18 protein-coding genes and 1 tRNA gene are annotated in these 17,608 nt (G+C 63.4%); 10 read left to right on the top strand and 9 right to left on the bottom strand.

Annotated features, from left to right (window positions below):
• Positions 1-633, top strand: a complete 633-nt coding sequence (gene mobA, locus QOU61_RS31395; RefSeq protein WP_289655067.1) for a molybdenum cofactor guanylyltransferase MobA — start codon at positions 1-3, stop codon at positions 631-633.
• On the opposite strand, the gene QOU61_RS31400 is transcribed toward mobA, so the two are convergent.
• Entirely contained in the window at positions 630-2,579 is a 1,950-nt protein-coding gene (locus QOU61_RS31400) for a molybdopterin biosynthesis protein (protein WP_289655068.1), read from the bottom strand. The two genes, mobA and QOU61_RS31400, sit on opposite strands and share 4 nt — an antisense overlap.
• Before the next feature lie 177 nt (positions 2,580-2,756).
• Positions 2,757-3,869 carry a molybdopterin-binding protein gene (locus QOU61_RS31405; protein WP_289655069.1) on the bottom strand — a complete coding sequence of 371 codons (1,113 nt, stop codon included), beginning with the start codon at positions 3,867-3,869 and terminating at the stop codon, positions 2,757-2,759.
• A 240-nt stretch (positions 3,870-4,109) separates the two neighbouring features.
• Here QOU61_RS31405 and QOU61_RS31410 point away from each other — a divergent pair, with 240 nt between their 5' ends.
• Positions 4,110-5,300 (top strand): ABC transporter substrate-binding protein, encoded by a 1,191-nt coding sequence (locus QOU61_RS31410; protein ID WP_289661946.1) that lies wholly within the window; start codon positions 4,110-4,112, stop codon positions 5,298-5,300.
• 65 nt (positions 5,301-5,365) lie between these two features.
• On the opposite strand, the gene QOU61_RS31415 is transcribed toward QOU61_RS31410, so the two are convergent.
• Positions 5,366-6,331 (bottom strand): TAXI family TRAP transporter solute-binding subunit, encoded by a 966-nt coding sequence (locus tag QOU61_RS31415; RefSeq protein ID WP_289655070.1) that lies wholly within the window; start codon positions 6,329-6,331, stop codon positions 5,366-5,368.
• A gap of 124 nt (positions 6,332-6,455) precedes the next feature.
• Between QOU61_RS31415 and QOU61_RS31420 the strand changes: the two genes are divergently transcribed.
• The 3 genes from QOU61_RS31420 to QOU61_RS31430 all read left to right on the top strand — a co-directional run bounded on the left by QOU61_RS31420 (position 6,456) and on the right by QOU61_RS31430 (position 8,788).
• Positions 6,456-7,433, top strand: coding sequence for a Bug family tripartite tricarboxylate transporter substrate binding protein (locus QOU61_RS31420; protein WP_502876989.1), 978 nt, complete (start codon positions 6,456-6,458; stop codon positions 7,431-7,433).
• A 94-nt stretch (positions 7,434-7,527) separates the two neighbouring features.
• Entirely contained in the window at positions 7,528-8,505 is a 978-nt protein-coding gene (locus QOU61_RS31425; protein WP_502876843.1) for a Bug family tripartite tricarboxylate transporter substrate binding protein, read from the top strand.
• Between the two features lie 207 nt (positions 8,506-8,712).
• Positions 8,713-8,788: transfer RNA gene (locus QOU61_RS31430), tRNA-Ile, on the top strand.
• Between the two features lie 27 nt (positions 8,789-8,815).
• On the opposite strand, the gene QOU61_RS31435 is transcribed toward QOU61_RS31430, so the two are convergent.
• On the bottom strand, positions 8,816-9,709 hold the full coding sequence (locus QOU61_RS31435; RefSeq protein WP_289655072.1) for an MBL fold metallo-hydrolase: 894 nt from the start codon (positions 9,707-9,709) through the stop codon (positions 8,816-8,818).
• A gap of 195 nt (positions 9,710-9,904) precedes the next feature.
• Positions 9,905-10,831 (bottom strand): ABC transporter substrate-binding protein, encoded by a 927-nt coding sequence (locus QOU61_RS31440; protein ID WP_289655073.1) that lies wholly within the window; start codon positions 10,829-10,831, stop codon positions 9,905-9,907.
• A 556-nt stretch (positions 10,832-11,387) separates the two neighbouring features.
• Here QOU61_RS31440 and QOU61_RS31445 point away from each other — a divergent pair.
• Positions 11,388-12,350 carry a tripartite tricarboxylate transporter substrate binding protein gene (locus QOU61_RS31445; RefSeq protein WP_289655074.1) on the top strand — a complete coding sequence of 321 codons (963 nt, stop codon included), beginning with the start codon at positions 11,388-11,390 and terminating at the stop codon, positions 12,348-12,350.
• 68 nt (positions 12,351-12,418) lie between these two features.
• Here the strand turns inward: QOU61_RS31445 and QOU61_RS31450 are convergent, their stop codons facing one another.
• Entirely contained in the window at positions 12,419-13,213 is a 795-nt protein-coding gene (locus tag QOU61_RS31450) for an adenylate/guanylate cyclase domain-containing protein (RefSeq protein ID WP_289655075.1), read from the bottom strand.
• Between the two features lie 892 nt (positions 13,214-14,105).
• Here QOU61_RS31450 and QOU61_RS31455 point away from each other — a divergent pair.
• The 3 genes from QOU61_RS31455 (at position 14,106) to QOU61_RS31465 (ending at position 15,330) form a co-directional block, all read left to right on the top strand.
• Positions 14,106-14,237 carry a hypothetical protein gene (locus QOU61_RS31455; RefSeq protein ID WP_289655076.1) on the top strand — a complete coding sequence of 44 codons (132 nt, stop codon included), beginning with the start codon at positions 14,106-14,108 and terminating at the stop codon, positions 14,235-14,237.
• Between the two features lie 69 nt (positions 14,238-14,306).
• The gene (locus QOU61_RS31460; RefSeq protein WP_289655077.1) at positions 14,307-14,639 is read left to right on the top strand and encodes a hypothetical protein; all 333 of its coding nucleotides are present in this window, start codon (positions 14,307-14,309) and stop codon (positions 14,637-14,639) included.
• A 196-nt stretch (positions 14,640-14,835) separates the two neighbouring features.
• The gene (locus tag QOU61_RS31465; protein WP_289661953.1) at positions 14,836-15,330 is read left to right on the top strand and encodes a Dps family protein; all 495 of its coding nucleotides are present in this window, start codon (positions 14,836-14,838) and stop codon (positions 15,328-15,330) included.
• Between the two features lie 342 nt (positions 15,331-15,672).
• On the opposite strand, the gene QOU61_RS31470 is transcribed toward QOU61_RS31465, so the two are convergent.
• Positions 15,673-15,876: a hypothetical protein gene (locus QOU61_RS31470; RefSeq protein ID WP_289662314.1), complete on the bottom strand. Its 204-nt coding sequence runs from the start codon at positions 15,874-15,876 to the stop codon at positions 15,673-15,675.
• Between QOU61_RS31470 and QOU61_RS31475 the strand changes: the two genes are divergently transcribed.
• On the top strand, positions 15,803-16,675 hold the full coding sequence (locus QOU61_RS31475; protein WP_289661955.1) for a lactate/malate family dehydrogenase: 873 nt from the start codon (positions 15,803-15,805) through the stop codon (positions 16,673-16,675). The two genes, QOU61_RS31470 and QOU61_RS31475, sit on opposite strands and share 74 nt — an antisense overlap.
• 92 nt (positions 16,676-16,767) lie before the next feature.
• Here the strand turns inward: QOU61_RS31475 and QOU61_RS31480 are convergent, their stop codons facing one another.
• Together QOU61_RS31480 and QOU61_RS31485 are read right to left on the bottom strand one after the other, a co-directional pair.
• Positions 16,768-17,073, bottom strand: coding sequence for a BA14K family protein (locus QOU61_RS31480; protein ID WP_289655078.1), 306 nt, complete (start codon positions 17,071-17,073; stop codon positions 16,768-16,770).
• Between the two features lie 251 nt (positions 17,074-17,324).
• Complete coding sequence (locus tag QOU61_RS31485; protein ID WP_289655079.1) at positions 17,325-17,567, bottom strand: hypothetical protein; 243 nt, start codon at positions 17,565-17,567, stop codon at positions 17,325-17,327.
• Between the last annotated feature and the right edge of the window lie 41 nt (positions 17,568-17,608).

The following is a 17,608-nucleotide window of genomic DNA, read 5'->3' on the forward strand; positions in this document are numbered from 1 at the left end:
ATGGCAGAGGATGCGAAGCCGCCGATTCCCGGCGTGCTGCTCGCCGGCGGGCTGGCGCGGCGGATGGGCGGCGGCGACAAGCCGATGCGCACGATCGGCGGCCGCACCATCCTCGAGCGCGTGATCGCGCGCCTAAAGCCGCAATGCGACGGGCTGATCCTCAACGCCAATGGCGATCCGGCGCGCTTTGCCGCGTTCGACGTGCCCGTCATCGCCGACAACGTCGCCAACTTTCCGGGGCCGCTGGCGGGCGTGCTGGCCGCGCTCGACTGGGCCGCGGCGAACCGGCCGGATGCCTCGCTGGTGCTGAGCGCGGCCGCCGACTGCCCGTTCCTGCCGCGCGACCTGGTGGCGCGGCTTTACCGCGCGCTGCGAGAGCAGGATGCCACGCTTGCGGTCGCGTCATCAGGGGGACAGACCCACCCGGTGATCGGGCTGTGGAGCGTGCGGCTGCGCGACGAGCTGCGCCACGCGCTCGTGGTCGAAGACGTCAGGAAGATCGACCGCTGGACCGCGCGCTATCGGCTGGCGACCGTGAGCTGGCCAGCGGGCCCGCTCGATCCGTTCTTCAACGCCAATACTATCGATGACATCGCCGAAGCCGAACGGCTCGCCGCACTCGACGGTAGCTAAGCGGGCCGGAAGCCGGCCTCGGTCAGTGCGGTGCGGCTCTCATCCGACGCAAGCGATTGCAAAAATGCCTGCACCGCGGGACGATCCCGGCGCGCCGTCACCAGCGCAAAATCATAATGCTCCTCGGCGAAGGGGATGAAGCCGAGGCCGGCCGCCTGCGCGACCGGCGCAATGGTCATGCCCCAATCCGCGCGATGCTGCGCGACGGCGGCCGCCACCGCATTGTGCGAACGCGGCTGGTTGAAATAGCCGTCGGGCCGCGCGCCGCCAAGCAGCCGGTCGATCAGGATGCGCGTGCCGGCGCCCTGGTTGCGGTTGACCATGATGCAGGCGGGGTCGGCGAGTGCCGCGCGCACCGCTTCCTCCGCGCTCAGCCCCTCGAAGCGGGCATCACCCTTGCGGAACACGATGCCCTGCATCCGGCGGTAGCCCGGCACGAGTTCGAGGCCTCCGCTGAGGAAAGGCGTGTTGTAGGTCTCGGTCTTGTCGTCGAACAGATGGATCGGCGCGAGGTCGCATTCGCCGCGCTTGGCGGCCGCGAGCCCGCCGAGGCTGCCGACCGCGATCGAGCGCACGGAAAGACCGGCGCGCGCCAGCGGCGCCGTCACGAGATCAAGCCCGGTGCAGTGGCTGCCGACGATGACGAGGTCGGGCACGCGCACATGCGGCGTGAACAGCGTCACCTCGGCGTGCGTGCCCGCCGGCATCTGGTCGGCCAGCGCGTCGATGCGCAGGAAACCGTCGGCCTGGGCGAACGAGGTGATGGCGCCCGAGCCCTTGGATGTCGGATAGGCGATCAGGCCGTCGGCGCCCCCGACCAGCGACACCATGACGAATTCGGTGCGGCCAAGCTCGGAGGCAATACGCACCGGCACCGTCGCCGAGACTTTCGCATCCGTGCGCGGCGGCAGGCCAGCCATGCGCCGCAGCACCGGCACGATCATGTCGTGGAAGGTGAACATCGCCGAGGTCGGAAAACCGGGGAGAATGACCACCGGCTTGCCGTCGCACACCGCAAGGCAGAGCGGCTTGCCCGGCTTGAGCGCCACGCCATGGGCGACGATGCCGGGCTTGCCGAGCCGGTTCACGATGCGATGGGAGACATCGCCCGCGCCCTTCGACGTGCCTCCCGAGAGCGCCAGCATGTCGCTCTCGGCAAGCGCCTTGCGCATCGCGGCCTCCAGCGCCCGCTCGTCATCGGCCACCGCGCCGTAGAAGACCGCCTCGCCGCCATTCTCGTTGATCGCGGCGGCGACAATCGCGCCATTTGAATCGTAAATCGCGGCGGGCCGCAGAGATGCGCCCGGCTGGACCAGCTCGTCGCCGGTCGAGATCACCGCGACACGCGGCCGGCGCGCGACGGGCACGCGTGCGATCCCGCACGCCGCGAGCATGCCGATCTCGCGCGAGCCGATGGTGCTGCCGGCGCGCAGCACGGCCTCGCCGCGCGCGATGTCGGAGCCGGCATAGGAAACGAATTGTCCGGGCGACGCGGCGCGGCGCACCTCGATGGCGCGCGCGCCGGCCGGCTGGGTATGTTCAACCATGACGACCGCGTCAGCGCCACGCGGCAGCGGGCCGCCGGTCGCGATCGTGGTTGCGGTCCCGGACAGCACCGGGCGCGCCGGCGCCACGCCGCAGGCGATCACCTCGTCGTTCAGCTTCAAGCGCACCGGTGCTGCTTCGCTCGCGCCAGCCAGATCGGCGGCACGCACGGCAAAGCCGTCGACATTGGATCGGTCGAACGGCGGCACGTCGATCGGCGCCGTTGCATCCTCAGTGAGCGCACGGCCGAGCGCATCGGCAAGCGGCCGATGCTCGTGCGCGACCGGACGCGGGAACAAAGCGGACTCGAAGCGCGCCAGCGCCTCCTCACGCGACAGGATGGTCAAAAACTGTTCCTGCTCGATCCCGTCACGGTTTCGCGGCGCCGAATTCTGGTTCATCTCGCGGCTCATCTACTAGTGGAGCGGATTTGACGTTCGCTGCCTACTTGCCGCGATTCCCTCATGCGAACGTCAAATCCAAAGCTCCACTAGCATCAATAAGTTGTTAGTGGTCCTTTAATTCTAACATTCGCAAACGTGCCTCCCAAGTGGCGAGCGAATGTTAGAATTGGACCACTATTCCCGCAACATATAGGCATCGGCCGCGGCGCCCACAGCAAATCCCTCGCTGCCAGCGGAAATGGCCAGCCAGGCATCAGCGCGGGCGATCATCCGCAGCGGCAGCTCGCCTGTGGCGAGCGGCAGCCAGGCGTCGTCCCGCCGTTGCAGCAGCGCGATCTCGGTGATGCCGACGGTTGAGGCGATCTTGCGTGCCAGCGGCAGGCGAAAGGTCGGTCGCGGCTGCCGTCCGCTCAGCCGGTCGAGCGCTGGAACAACAAGCGTCCACCAGGCGGCAAAGGCCTGGTCCGGTGCGCCGGGCAAAGCGACGACCGGTTTGCCTGCGATCAGGCCGACCGCCGAGGTGCGACCCGGCTGCAGCGCGATGCCATGGGCGATGATTTCACCGCATTGCCCGATCGCCGCGATGGTCGCGTCACCACGGCCAACGCCGGTGCCGCCGACCGTGGCGATGAGATCGCAGGAGCTCGCATCGAGCGCCGCGGCGATCGCGGCCGCATCGCGCGCGGACGGCTCAATCACGCTCACCTCCGCGCCTGCATCACGGGCCTGGTCCGCCGCAAAAGCAGCGGTCGCCGCTCCGCCGGGAAGATTGACGATACGAAGGCGCGGGCGGCGCGCAGTAATCGTCGGCCGCCCAGCCGCACGCGCCAGCAGGAGATGGCAGGCAAGGATGCGCTGCCCGGCGTCCACGAGACGATCGCCGGCCGCGATATCGCTGCCGGCACGGCGCAACCCCTGCCCCGGCGCGGCTTCCGCCAGGGCCTGGACGATCGGGCCGGTCGCATCGACGGCGTCGGCATCGAGCACGCAGTCGCAGGCATCGGGCATTCGATCGCCCGCCTCGACCCAGGCCGGCCTCGCCGGCAGTGGCACGGGCGAGTAGGCGGAGGCGCCGATCAGGTCATGGGCGCGCAGCGCCCAGCCATCGACGGAGGCGACATCATGCCGGGGATGGCCGGGCATTGCCGGCATGTCGGCTGCGATACAGCGCAGCGCATCCGCTGGCCGCAATTCGCCCGGCGCCACGGGCACGAGTCTGCTGAGCCACGCATCGCGTGCGGCAGGAAGCGGCGTCAGCTTGTCCGGCAGGCGCTGGGTCGAGTTCATGTCTGTCTATCTAGTTGAATTGGCGCAGAAATAAACCGTCCAGCGAGGGCCGGCCGGCCCTCTTGGCCTAACGGCGCGTTGACGGCAGGGCGAAAACTGTTACAAAAGAAGCAAACTATCCCGGATTTTTGAAACACTTCCGGTTAAGCGCTTCGGCGAAACAATAGCCCTTGGGCGAAACAATAACGGCCAATGTGCCGACACAACGGAGGAGACAGGATGCTCGCGAGACAATTGTCGATGCTCGGGGCCATTATGGCCGTGCTGACGGCATCGACCACAGCGCATGCCCAGATATCGGACGACGTCGTCAAGATCGGCGTCCTGACCGACATGAACGGCCCCGCCTCGACGCCGACCGGCCAGGGCTCGGTGACCGCGGCCCAGATGGCGGTCGATGACTTCGGCGGCAAGGTGCTCGGCAAGCCGATCAGCGTCATCGTCGGCGATCATCAGCTCAAGGCCGATATCGGCGCGAGCCTTGCGCGGCGCTGGTACGACGTCGAGCAGGTGGACCTGATCGTCGACGTGCCGGTCTCGGCCGTCGGCCTCGCCGTGCAGAACATCGCCAATGAAAAGAAGAAGCTGTTCATCACGCATTCGACGGGTGCGGCCGACTTCCACGGCAAGTTCTGCTCGCCCTATGCGATCCAGTGGGTGTTCGACACCCGCGCGCTCGCGGTCGGCACCGCGCAGGAAGTGGTGAAGCGCGGCGGCGACAGCTGGTTCTTCATCACCGACGATTACGCCTTCGGCCATTCGCTGGAGCGCGACGCCTCCGCCGTGATCACCAAGAACGGCGGCAAGGTGCTTGGCTCGGTGCGGCCGCCGTTTGCGACGCCGGATCTTTCCTCGTTCATCCTGCAGGCGCAGGCGTCCAAGGCCAAGATCATCGGCATTGCGGCGGGCCCGCCCAACAACACCAACGAGATCAAGACCGCCGGCGAATTCGGCCTGTTCAAGGGCGGCCAGCAGATGGCCGGTCTTCTGGTGCTGATCACCGACATTCACGGGCTCGGGTTGCAGGCGGCGCAGGGGCTGCTGCTCACCACGTCGTTCTACTGGGATATGGACGACAAGACTCGCGAATGGTCGAAGCGCTACTACGCCAAGATGAACCGGATGCCGACGATGTGGCAGGCTGGCGTCTATTCCTCCGTCATGCACTATCTCGACGCCATCAAGGAGAGCGGCACCGACGACCCGCTGAAGGTCGCGGCCAAGATGCGCGAGAAGCCGATCGAGGACTTCTTCGCCCGCAACGGCAAACTACGTGAAGACAATCTGATGGTGCATGACCTGATGCTGGTTCAGGTCAAATCGCCGCAGGAAAGCAAATATCCGTGGGACTATTACAAGATCCTGACCAAGATTTCCGGCGAGGACGCGTTCGGGCCGCCCGATCCGGCCTGCCCGCTGGTGAAGAAGTAACTGCGTAGCAGTCATTCCGGGTTCGCCTCTACGGGCGCCCCGGAATGACCGTCTCAGTTGACCGACTATTTAACCACGCCGATCTCGCGAAAATACTTCAGCACGCCGGGATGGATCAGCCCCTCGCTTGGCGCGGCGGCAACCGTGTTGGCCGCCGTCGTCTCGCAGGCCTGCGCCAGCTTCTGGCAGAACGTGGCTTCCGCGCCATGCAGCGTGCGCGCCAGTCGATAGGCGACATCGTCGGGCAGCGTCTCGCGAGCGAGGATGAAGCTCCAGGAGCCGACCGAATTGATCGGCGCGGTCTGGTTCGGATAGCTGCCGGCCGGAACGGTCAGCGGTTTCAGGAAGGAATGCTTGGCGCGGATGCGGACAATCTCATCGGCGTCAGGCGCGATGAAGCGCGCGCCGGACGGACTCGACGCCGTCGTCGAGAAACCCGGCCAGCCGATACCCGCTCCCCACAATGCCGCAGCGCGGCCGTCCTGCACCATCGCGGGGCCGTCGCCGGCACGGTCGAGATAGATCGACTTGAAATCCTCGTCCTGCTTCAGCCCCAGCCCATCAAGGACATAGCGCGACAGGATCGGCAGGCCCGAGCCCTTGGCGCCGAATGCGACCGGCTGGCCGACCAGGTCCCGGATCGTCTTGTAGGGGCTGTCGGCCCGCACCACGAACATGCCGGGACTGGAATACATCGCGGTGAGAATCTTGAGCCGCGTTGCGGTGCGCCCGATGCCCTTGAAGGCCTCGTAGGCCGGCTCGCCGGCGACCAGCGCGATATCGAGGGAGCCCGCTTCGAGCAGCGGAATGTTCTCGTTGCTGCCCTTGGTGTTGCGCGGCTCGACCGCAAGCAAGGAATCGGCCGCGTTCATCACCTCGGCGAAGTTGTTGCCATAGAGCGGAAAGCCGCCGCCGGGGGTCGCCGTGCCCAGGCTGATCACTGTTTTCGGAATGGCCTTGCCTCCATCTTGCGCCGCAGCGATGCCTGTGAACAGCAGCACGCCGACACAGACGACCGGGATGAGCCTCATGTTCGACCTCAAACGCATCGCGCCCTGCCCGTCAACATCACCGGTTGCGGCGAGGGTTATAGGCAGCTGCAAAGTTTTATGGGAGCATGGCGCCGACGGCAACGACAAGAAAACGATGGCACTCATGAGGAAATGCTGGCGCGGTGCGGCCCTCGGATTACTGGGATTCCTGAGCCTCGCGGCGACGACCGCGCCGGCCGCGGCGGCGGACTATCCGAACCACCCCGTGCGCTGGCTGATCGGCTTTGCGCCGGGCGGACCGGTCGACATCGTGGCGCGGATCATGGCGCAGTGGCTGTCGGAGCATTTCGGGCAGCAATTCGTGGTAGAGAACCGCACCGGCTCCGGCGGCAATATCGCGACCGCGGCGGCGATCGCCTCGGCGCCGGACGGCTACACGCTGCTGTTTTCCGGCGCCAACAACGCGATCAGCGCCTCGCTCTACAGGAAGCTGCCGTTCGACTTCATGCGCGACACCGAGCCGGTCGCGAGCTTCATGCAGGTGCCGAACATGCTGATCGTGTCGAACGCCATGCCGGCGCGGACGGTCAGGGAATTCATCGATTACTGCAAGGCCAATCCCGGCAAGATCGCCTTCGCGTCCTCCGGCAACGGCACCTCGGTGCACATGTCGGCCGAACTGTTCAAGGCGATGACCCGCTGCGACATGGTGCACGTGCCCTATCGCGGCTCCGCGATCGCCTATCCCGACATCATCTCCAACAAGGTGCAGCTGATCTTCGACAACCTGCCGGCGGCGCTGGAACAGGCCCGCGGCGGCAACCTGCGCGCGCTCGGCGTCACCTCGCCGGAGCGATGGCCGACCGTGCCCGACATCCCCGCCATCGCCGAAACCGTGCCGGGATATTCTTCGACCGTGTATTACGGCATGTCCGCGCCAAAGGACACGCCCCGCGAAATCATCGACATCCTCAACAAGGCGGTCAACGACGCGCTGAAGGACCCCAGGCTGGTCGCCCGCCTTGCCGAGATCGGCGGCGTGCCAAAGCCGATGAGCCCCGGGGAGTACGGCCGGTTCATTACCGAGGAGACGGAGAAATGGCGCAAGGTGGTAGAGCTGGCCGGCGTCTCGGTCGAGTGAGCGGCAATTTTCCGGCGCACGACTGGCGGCGCCGGCGCCGGAGGAAGCCGGAAAAGACAACGAATTTGAGCAAGCAGGGAATAGCGGGATGATGATGACCAGATTTCTCCGCGCGGCAGTTTTCATCGCAGGCTGCATCGCAAGCCTTGCGTTCGGCGTTTCGGCATCATCGGCCGAGACCTATCCGAACCGCCCGGTGCACTGGCTGATCGGCTTCGCGCCCGGCGGCCCGGTCGACGCGGTGGCGCGGGTGATGGCGCAATGGCTGTCGGATCATTTCGGCCAGCAATTTCTGGTTGAGAACCGTACCGGCTCCGGCGGCAATATCGCCGCGGCCGCGGCGATCGCCTCGCCGCCGGACGGCTACACGCTGCTGTTCGTCGCGCCCAACAACGCGATCAGCGCCTCGCTCTACAAGAAGCTTCCCTACGACTTCATCCGCGACACCGCGCCGGTCGCGAACATCATGCAGCTCACCAACATGCTGGTCGTCTCCAACGCGATGCCGGTGAAGACGGTCAAGGAGTTCATCGACTACTGCACGGCCAACCCGGGCAAGATCTCGTTCGCATCCTCGGGCAACGGTACTTCGGTGCACATGTCGGCGGAGCTGTTCAAGGCCATGACCAAGTGCGACATGGTGCACGTGCCCTATCGCGGCTCGGCGATCGCCTTCCCCGACATCATCTCCAACAAGGTGCAGCTCATCTTCGACAATCTGCCCTCGGCGCTGGAGCAGGCGCGCGGCGGCACGGTGCGCGCGCTCGGCGTCACCTCGCCGCAGCGCTGGCCGGGCGTGCCCGATGTCCCCGCCATCGCCGAAACCGTGCCGGGCTTCGAGTCGGTCGGCTTCTACGGCATCTCGGCGCCGAAAGGCACGCCGCCCGACATCATCGATATCCTCAACAAGGCGGTCGGCGAGGCCCTGAAGGATCCCAAGCTGGTGGCGCGGCTCGCGGAGATGGGCGGCATCCCGAAGCCGATGACGCCCGCCGAGTTCGGCAAGCTGATCGCGGATGAGACCGAGAAATGGCGCAAGGTGGTCGCGTTCGCCGGCGTCTCGGTGGATTAGAGCCGGATGGCTCCAGGCTGGATGCTGGCCCGCTACGGGCCTTGTTGAGCATGATCTCCGCGCAAACGCATTTGCGTTGCCGCGCGGAAAAAACCGGTCCCCACCTTTCCGGACCATGCTCCGCGCGGCGGCATTGCCGGATCGCCAGTGAGCCTGTAAACGAAGCAGGCTACCTTGCCAGCCGCTTCGAAGGGCGGCCTGCCGGCAGGGCCTGTAGCTCAATGGTTAGAGCCGGCCGCTCATAACGGTCTGGTTGCAGGTTCGAGTCCTGCCGGGCCCACCAGCTTTCGCGAAGCCTGTCAAAACCAGATCAGGAGACATCGAAGACAGGCATGAAGCTCGCCTCGGTTTTCGCGATCTTGCAGGCATAGGGATGAACGAAATGCGTCGGAAAGAGCCATCCGTCGTCGCTGGCGGCCTCGTTGAGAATTCTTCGTCGCGTTTCGCGGGCGAGCCGCTGGTCGATGCAGAACTGAGTGTTCCAATCCGGCTCACAGATCTGAATCGGATGATGGACCACATCGCCGCAGAATATGGCCGTCGCATCGGCGCAGTTGAGCTTCAACACGATATGACCTGGCGTATGCCCCGGTGCCGGCTCGATGACGAGATGATCTTCAACTGCAAATGAGCAATCGATCAGTTCGGCGCGCCCTGCACGAATGATCGGCAATACGCTATCTTGATATACGACAGTTCGGTTCGCGGGATCGTTTTCCGGAACAAGGTTCATGGCTCGCCGCCAATACTCCTCCTCCGCCCGAGCGAACAGATAGCGGGCTCGCGGAAAGGTCGGCACCCAACGGCCATTCTCAAGCATTGTGTTCCAGCCGACATGGTCGGCGTGGAGGTGCGTGCAAAGCACGACATCGATATCCGAGGGCGATACTCCGGCCTGTCGGAGACGATCGAGATACGGCGTTTCGAGCTGATGAAAGGCAGGATTGAATGGTCGGTGCTTGTGATTGCCGGTGCAAGCGTCGACAAGAATCGTCTGGCGCGCAGTTCTTATCAGCCAGGAATGATTGCTCACCCTGAGCCTGTCGTGCTCCGGGCAATAATACTTGGGAGCGAGCCAATCCTGATGCCGCCGCAACACCTCGCGGTCCATCGTGCTGAAGAAACGCTCCAGCGGCATGCTCCCCAGCCGCTCGCTCTCTTCTATGCGGGTAATCGTCGTTCCGCCGAGATTCCAGATCGACATATTTCTCCCCGGTCTTGAAAGCCGTTTGGTCTGAGAGGCTCAACATCGACTTGCCCCGGCGACGAAACCATCATGCGCCCTTCTGGTTTGGCACCTTCCAAGGCACGACGCGGCGCTCGATCCAGAACGCCAGATCAGGTAGCCGATGCCGGCACAGGTGCCGAAATTCCCGCCGACACCACGACAGTGAGGAACTTACTTTCCTTCGATCACCTTCAGGGCACGATCGACATATGAGTGATCAACGATCTTTTTGAGATCGACCTCTTTCCGCATCTGTCCAGCTTGAACGTACCATTTCATGTCTTCGGCCATGCCCTCGACATTCAGATAGCCCTTTGGATTGATGCCCGGAAAAACCATCTTGTCATAAAGGGAGCGATCCTTGACCGTGGTGTGCTTCACCAGAATATCAACCAATTCCTCCCGCGAGACGCGGCCGGCGAGCGCGTCATTATAGAACCGGGCACCCTGCAGGTAGGCAACCATGAACCGGTCGGCAACGTCGGGCCGACCGACGATGCCGGGACCGTAGATGATGACGGTATATTGCTGGCCGGGATACACCTCATCCACTCGTCTCCAGATTCGGCCGACGCCCTTCTCGACCGCTTGTGTGACGAGCGGCTCGACGAGCACGCCGACATCGACACGCCCGGTACCCAGCCCGGCAAGGGTGTCTGCGAAACTCAACTGGATGAAGTTGACGCTGTTTGCCTTGACACCCGCAGGCTCCGTCAGCCGGGCCATCATCACTTCATTGCTTACGCCCGTGTTGAAACCCGCAACCGCGACGGTGCGACCGGCAAGATCAGACGCCGACTTGATCTCGCCGGCAATCTCGCTGCGTGCGACCAGCGCCATATAGCCGTGACCCGGAGGCGAGCTGCCCTTGTCAGCGACGAGCTTGATGTCGATCCCCTGCCGGATGGCATTGTAGAGCCCGGCGCTGGGAGCGTTGCCGGCGACATCGAGAGCACCACTCGCGAGCGCCGTGGTGGCGAGCGCGCCCGTGGTAATCTGCGACAGCTCAACCTTGATGTTTTGCTGGGCGAAGTACCCCTTCTCCACCGCGATGAAGATGGGAGCGTCGGCCACCGACACGAACGTCCCGACCTTCACGAGGTCAGGCTCTGCGCTTGCCGGCGCCAAACGTGCTGTCGCCGGCCCGCTCGACAACGCCGAGTCCCCCGGCCGGAACGAAAAAGTGGGTAAGTTTGTATCTCGCGATACCAACGCTACACTCAGTCCTCAGTTACCTACATATGATCCACCGCTCCTGTCCGGAGCGGCGCGGCATATCCGGGCAACACAAGAAGATCATCGCCGGAGGAAAACCTGCATGAGATGGATTTTCCCAATGCCGCGTCTTCCAATCCAACGTCTGGTCGTAGTGACAGCAGCGCTGGTCGCGGCCCGAACGCTTAAAAACACGCTCAAGCTCTCGAGATGACGCTAACGAATTGGTAGACCTCGACGACATCGCCTGGCCTTACCAATATCGGCGGATCACGCTGCGCGCCTGCGCCATGGCGCTCTGATGCTGCGGTCCGCTGCACGTCGCAAACGGCAAAAGTTGCGATGCCCTACGACCTCCCTCGCCCAGAGGACAAGGAACGTCTTTCCCGTTCCTCGGAATGAGTGTAGGTCAAATGTTGTTTCAGGGAAGAGGCCTCCCATGCGGTTGACGACCTACGTGCTTGGCGTCGCGTTGGCGGGCCTGTCGGTCTTCGGCGCTTACGCTCAGACTTTCCCGACACGAAGCGTGACTGTGATCGTGCCGTTTGCGGCCGGCGGACCAACCGACACGATCATGCGCATTCTGGGCGATCGCCTGGCCGCACGCTGGGAGAAACCCGTAATCATCGAGAACCGACCCGGTGCCGGAACGATCCTGGCGACCGCCGCGCTCGCCAGGGCGGAGCCCGATGGTTACACGCTGGGGGTCGCCACCAACGCATTCGCGATCAATTCGGCGATCAACCACACGCTCACCTACGATACGCTGAAGGATTTCGCCAGCATCAGCATGGTGGTCTCGGTGCCGATCGTGCTGGTGGCGAACCCGACGTTTCCTCCCAACAGCGTTGCGGAGTTCGTCGCACTGGCCAGGAAGACAGGCGAGCCGATCAATTTCACCTCAGCCGGCCCGCGCACGGTCGGGCATCTCGCCGGCGCATGGCTGGAGAACCTCGCCGGCATCAAGCTGACGCATATCGCCTACAATGGCAGCGCGCCGGCGCTCACCGACGTGCTCGGCGGTCGCGTGCCAATCATGTTCGACCTGTGGAGCTCGGTAAAGCCCTACGTGGTCGAGGGCCGGTTGAAGGTGCTCGCCGTTGCCAGCGCGCAGCGCCTGAGCGAAGCGCCACAATACCCGACCCTGGCCGAAACTTTTCCGGGATTCGACGTCAATGCCATTCAGGCGATCATCGTGCAGAAGGGCGTTCCGGCGGCCGTGATCGACAAGATCTCCGCCGACATCCGCATCGTCGTGTCCTCACCGGAGTTCGCCGACAAGGTACGACCTCTCGGCGTCTTCCCGCGAGCGACGACGCCGCAAGAGCTCGATGCGCTGTTTCGCGAGGAGATCGAGCGCTGGTCTACCATCGCCAAGACCGCCAATATCCAGATCGACTGATTGCCGACATGCCTGCGTCGGCGTCGTGACCTGATCGCCGAGACTGGTGTCCGCTCGTGCAGGAAGCCTTAACGTTCGACCCGGTACAGGCGCCATCGCTCCGGCACGCCTTTGAGTTGGTGAAGACCGCGGTCCTGGAAGCGGATTCCAGACTGCGACATCAGATCCTTGACCGCGCTCGAGACCAGGACTTCGCCGGCACGCGCTTTCGCGGCGACGCGCGCGCCGATGTGAAACGCGAGACCGACCACCTCGGCTCCGCTCACCTTGTATTCGCCCGCATGCAGCCCCACCCTGATCTCCAGCCCCAGCGTGCGCACGGCCTCGCGGATCGCGGTCGCGCAGCGCACCCCGGCAGCCGGCGCCTCGAACGTCGCGAGCAGTCCGTCCCCCGTCGTCACGACTTCCTTTCCGCGCAAGGTCTTCAGCTCTCTGCGGACGACGGCGTAATAGTGACTCATCACCTGCGTCCAGCGGGCATCGCCGAGCCGCGCGGCTTGTTCGGTGGAGCGGACGATATCGACAAAGAGGATCGTGGCGAGCGTTCGTTCGAGTTCGGCGCCACGGCCGGCGGATCGGCGCCGGATCGCTATAGGTCCCGTCAACGGTTCATAGCGATGGTTGCGTCGCCGCGCGATCGCGGCTTTTGCATAGTCTTTGGCACGCTGCGCCGTGCCGCAACGAATTGTTTTCACCCTCGGTGGAAGCGTCCAGTAAACCTTTCGCCCATCTCCGGCGCCTTGGACCTCGACGGCGCCCCACTTCAGGAAAACCGCCGGGCCAACCCGTCGAACACACCATGCCTTTGATGTGTATCCGGAAACGTTCGACTGATGGACTCCGATGCGAAGAAACTTGGGCATGAACGTGCGGCCGATCGAAAGACCGTTTGGGCGTACCTAGTGCCGCCGATCTGACGTTCCTGCACTGGTTGCAGCGAAATCGTTTCAGGAACGTCAGATCGAAAGCGGCACTAGAATCATAGGTTTGCTGGTGCCCTTTGCTTTCCGAAGTTCGTGCACGAACTCGCGGCTATGTATCACGAACTTCGGAAGGCGGGCGCCAGGGTAAAGCGTAGTCGTACATTCCTGCATTGGCAACAGTCCCACCCTTGAGCAGACGATTTCCGCACGATGTTCTGTCGCTCATGACGGTCTGGTTGCAGGTTCGAGTCCTGCCGGCCCACCAAGGAAATCAATCATTTAACGAAGGAGCGTTGCGGACTGTTTCGCGGACCGCTTTCAATTTCCACCCTCGTCTCGCATCCTTGCCAAAAATCCATTCTGCACCCCGAGATCCAACGCCGTTCAGCGAGCTCTCGTCGCGCTGGGTCGCCGAGCCGAGGCGTTTGCCGCGTCAACCTGCGAGGCTTGCTCGGCGCGCCGCTCGTAATCCTCTGCAAGCATCTTAAGCCGATCCGCGATCGTCTGATCTGTCATGTTTCGGGCAATGCGAAGCAAGCTCCGCGCCGTATTCATATATTCCTCGCTCAGCATCATCGGCTCCGCGATCAAATTCCTGCCGCACGGACACAGGCGACAAGTGGTTTCTTCCATGACGGGGCGCCACTAAATTCGCGTTTAGCATCAGATCAACGCGGAAGGTCGAACACACTGGATCGTGAGTCGCTGTGATCAGAATAGCTGACGGCGCAGACCATATCTTTTGATGGCTCCAAACAAGGAGACGACGCACGGAAAGCTGGTTCACACTTTTCCGGATCATGCTCCAGGCAGGCAAGGAGGATCACGAAAGATGAGCAGCCGCGGTCTCGTAGCCACCTGGATGGCGGTCTTTACCGTCATAGCGATCGTGCTCGGCAGCCTGAGCTATTCTTCCTCGAACAACCGGCTTCACTACATCCAAATTCCGCCGTTCTGGAGCTGAATGCGGCAATCTGGTCGAGCCCTGAGCACGGACCATAATTGTTGGCCGGGCGTCAAAGGAGGTCCTTCGATGCGAGCGTCACAGGCATTTTTGACCGCGGCAGCGATCGTGTTCTCGCTGACGCCGCAATTTGCCGAAGCCGGTCCTTGCAGCAGCGACATCGCGGAGCTGGAGACCGCCATACAGCAGCCCAGCATAGAGCTGCCGAGCGGACCGGGGCGGCAATCAGTCACCCCTCACCCGACGCCCGAGCTCGCGAGACGACCGGATGAGCGACTGCAGTCGCAATTGTCGGCAACCGTGGCACGCGCCAAACGACTTGACATGAAAGGCGAGCGCATCGCCTGCTTTGGCGCGCTCAATGCCGCAAGACGCATGTACGTGCTGGTGGATACGGAGTGAAGCATCGCCCAACGCAAAAGCGGCGCGCCCGGCCCATGCCTTCACCCGCGGCGCGAAGAGTAACTTGCTATTTAATTGCAAGCACCGAGATCAGCAAGGATTTGTAGTCAGCCCGCCGGATGCCGCGCAACCCGGACACTCTCGTGTTGCGCTTTCCGTTGCGAAGCGTCCGACTGGAACCAATGAGGTGACCGATATGTTGCAGAAAGCGCCGCTGACGATTCCCACGACCATTCCGGAAGCAGCAGTCCATGAAATCTCGCGGGCGTTGAAGCTGCTTCTCTCTGACGTCTTCGCCCTGTACCTCAAGACAAAGAACTTTCACTGGCACATGTCCGGCCCGCATTTCCGCGATTATCATTTGATGCTTGATGATCAAGGCAATCAGATTTTCGCGATGACGGATGCCATCGCCGAGCGCGCGCGAAAGCTCGGAGCTACGACCGTCCGTTCGATCGGGCAGATTTCGCGGTCTCAGCGTATCGTCGACAACGACGCCGACTACGTCAAGCCGCTGGACATGATCGCTGAACTGCGGGACGACAATGCAGCCCTGACGCAGAACATGCGCGAGGTGCATTCGCTGTGCGACGAGGCCGGCGACGTGGCCACCGCAAGCCTGCTCGAGAACTGGATCGACGAATCCGAAGAGCGAACCTGGTTTCTCTTCGAATGCGGCCGACAGGTCTGAACCGAGGCTGCGACGGAGCCACCTGCCCGCCAGAAAAAAGGAGACGCCAATGACTGCCAGGAGCGCCCGGTCGGCCAGCAGACCTCTGGCCAACGATCGCGCAAAAGCTCGCTCCAGGAAGCCGAGAGCGGAAAGCAGGGAATGGAAGCTTGCCGATGAGCTGCTCGATGAAGCCCTCAGGCACACCTTTCCCGCCAGCGATGCGCTATCGATCGTCCAGAATGTCCGGGGTCCATCCCGGCGCAAGGCTTGACGCCGGGAACGTCATCACCGTCCATTCCGCGAGGCTTGACGCGACGCAATCCCGGCCTTTTCGGCAGGATAGGCTCCCTGCTTCCGCCATCATGTGGCGACGGCCTTGCGCGCCATTGGCTTGATGGCCTTCAATCTACGGCGCAAAGGAGGACGGCTCATGAAGATCGGAATAATTGGAGCGGGTGCGGTCGGCGCCGCATGTGCAATGGCGACCGTGATGAGGGGTTGCGCCGGCGAACTGGTGATCGTGAACCGGAGCCGCGATAAGGCAAAGGGGATGGCCACCGACATGGGCTACGGAGCTCCCCTGTCATCGACCACCGGGGTGACGGATGGCGACTATTCGGACCTCGCCGGCGCTGCGCTCGTGATGATCACGGTCGGCGTCAACGAGAAAACGGGTGGCGCAACGGATCGAAAGGATCCGCTGGGACGCTTGCGCCTCCTCGACAAGAATGCCGAGGTTTACCGCGAGGTGATTCCGCTGATAAGCGCGGCGGCGCCGGATGCCGTGCTGCTTGTCGTCACCGACCCGCCGGACCCGCTCGCCTATTTGACGCGCGAACTCGCCGGACATGATCGTGTTCTCAGCACCGGCACACTGCTCGACAGTCTTCGCTTTCGGCTGCATCTGGCGCGAAAGCTCAAGGTCGCTCCCGCGGACATGGAAGCACAGGTCCTCGGCGAGCATGGAACATCCCAGATCTTCCACTGGTCGGCTGCCCGCGTGGCGAGTCTCCCGATCGCGGATGCGCTCGAGCAATCGGGCCTTCACGATGACGACTTTCGCACGGAGATCGAGAGCGACGTACGCTATGCAAATATAACTATCATCGAGGGTATCGGCGCCAGCCAATACGGAATTGGAATGGTTTGCGCGCGGATCGCCGAAATCGTGCTGCGTGACGAGCGCGCCGTGGTGCCGATCGGGGTGTACAATTCAAACCTTCGCGTAACGCTTTCGCTGCCGAGCGTCGTCGGTCGGAATGGCTGCCTCCAGGTGCTGAACCCTCCGCTCTCGAACGACGAGCGTATTGGTCTCGAAAAATGCGTCGAAACATTGCGCAAAGCCCAGGAACGAATTCGCTGACCACGCCATGTGCCGCGAAACGCGACCTGCGAAGGCCGCATCGTTGCCGATGCGGCCTGATCTGTCGCCTGCACTGATGTCTTCGTGCCGTCTCAGTTGCACTCGTGCCGGCGCCCGTCACGCCCAACGAACGTACCCGAAGCCGGATCGTAGGAGCGATACCGGACGCAAGAAGCGCTTGTGCCGCTGTCGATGGACGGGCCGCCGCTGCCGAACAGCAGCGGCGTCATGGCGTCCAGGCCCGCCGCGGGCGTGGGCCGGCCGCCGTTCAGGACATCGTTGTTGGGATAGGAAAATGCGAACGCGCCCGGCTCCTGGATAGCCGCCTGCGCGAATACCGGCGTCGCCGATATCAGCGACAGAACGGCTACAGCGCCGAGGATCTTGAATCTGGTCATGGTCTTTGGTCTCCGTGCATCGATAGGAGGCGAGAATTTTTCGCCATTTCCTGGCCCCGAAATTCAGGGCGTCACCACGGAGTTAAGCCGGAGCGCTGCACGTCCCCACTAAATTGGCCTTCAAGAGACTAAATTGATTTTCAGCCGGCGGCTTACACGGCAAGACACATATCATCAAAACGAATTGAGGCGGCCTTGCGTTTGCCGGCCGCCTCAATGTCCATGCGCTCACCGACGGGCGAGCGGCGTTCTTAGCGATAGTGCGTCACGTGACGATGTCGCCGATGATGCTCCATCGAAGCGTAGCCGTTCTGCCAGTTGTTTCGACGGTAACTGCCATCGGTATAGGGATTGCCGGGACCCAGGTTCTGGCAATTTGCGTTCGGGTAGAACTGCGCGCAGTAGCCGGGGTCTTCGATAACGGCTTGCGCGAATGCGGGAGTTGCGGAAGCGGCCGCGACAAGAGTAGCGGCGCCGATCAATAGGAATTTCATCTTCATCTCCTGAGTCGTGTCGAGGCCCCAAAATGGGAACG

Source organism: Bradyrhizobium sp. NP1 (assembly GCF_030378205.1).
Taxonomy (GTDB): Bacteria; Pseudomonadota; Alphaproteobacteria; order Rhizobiales; family Xanthobacteraceae; genus Bradyrhizobium.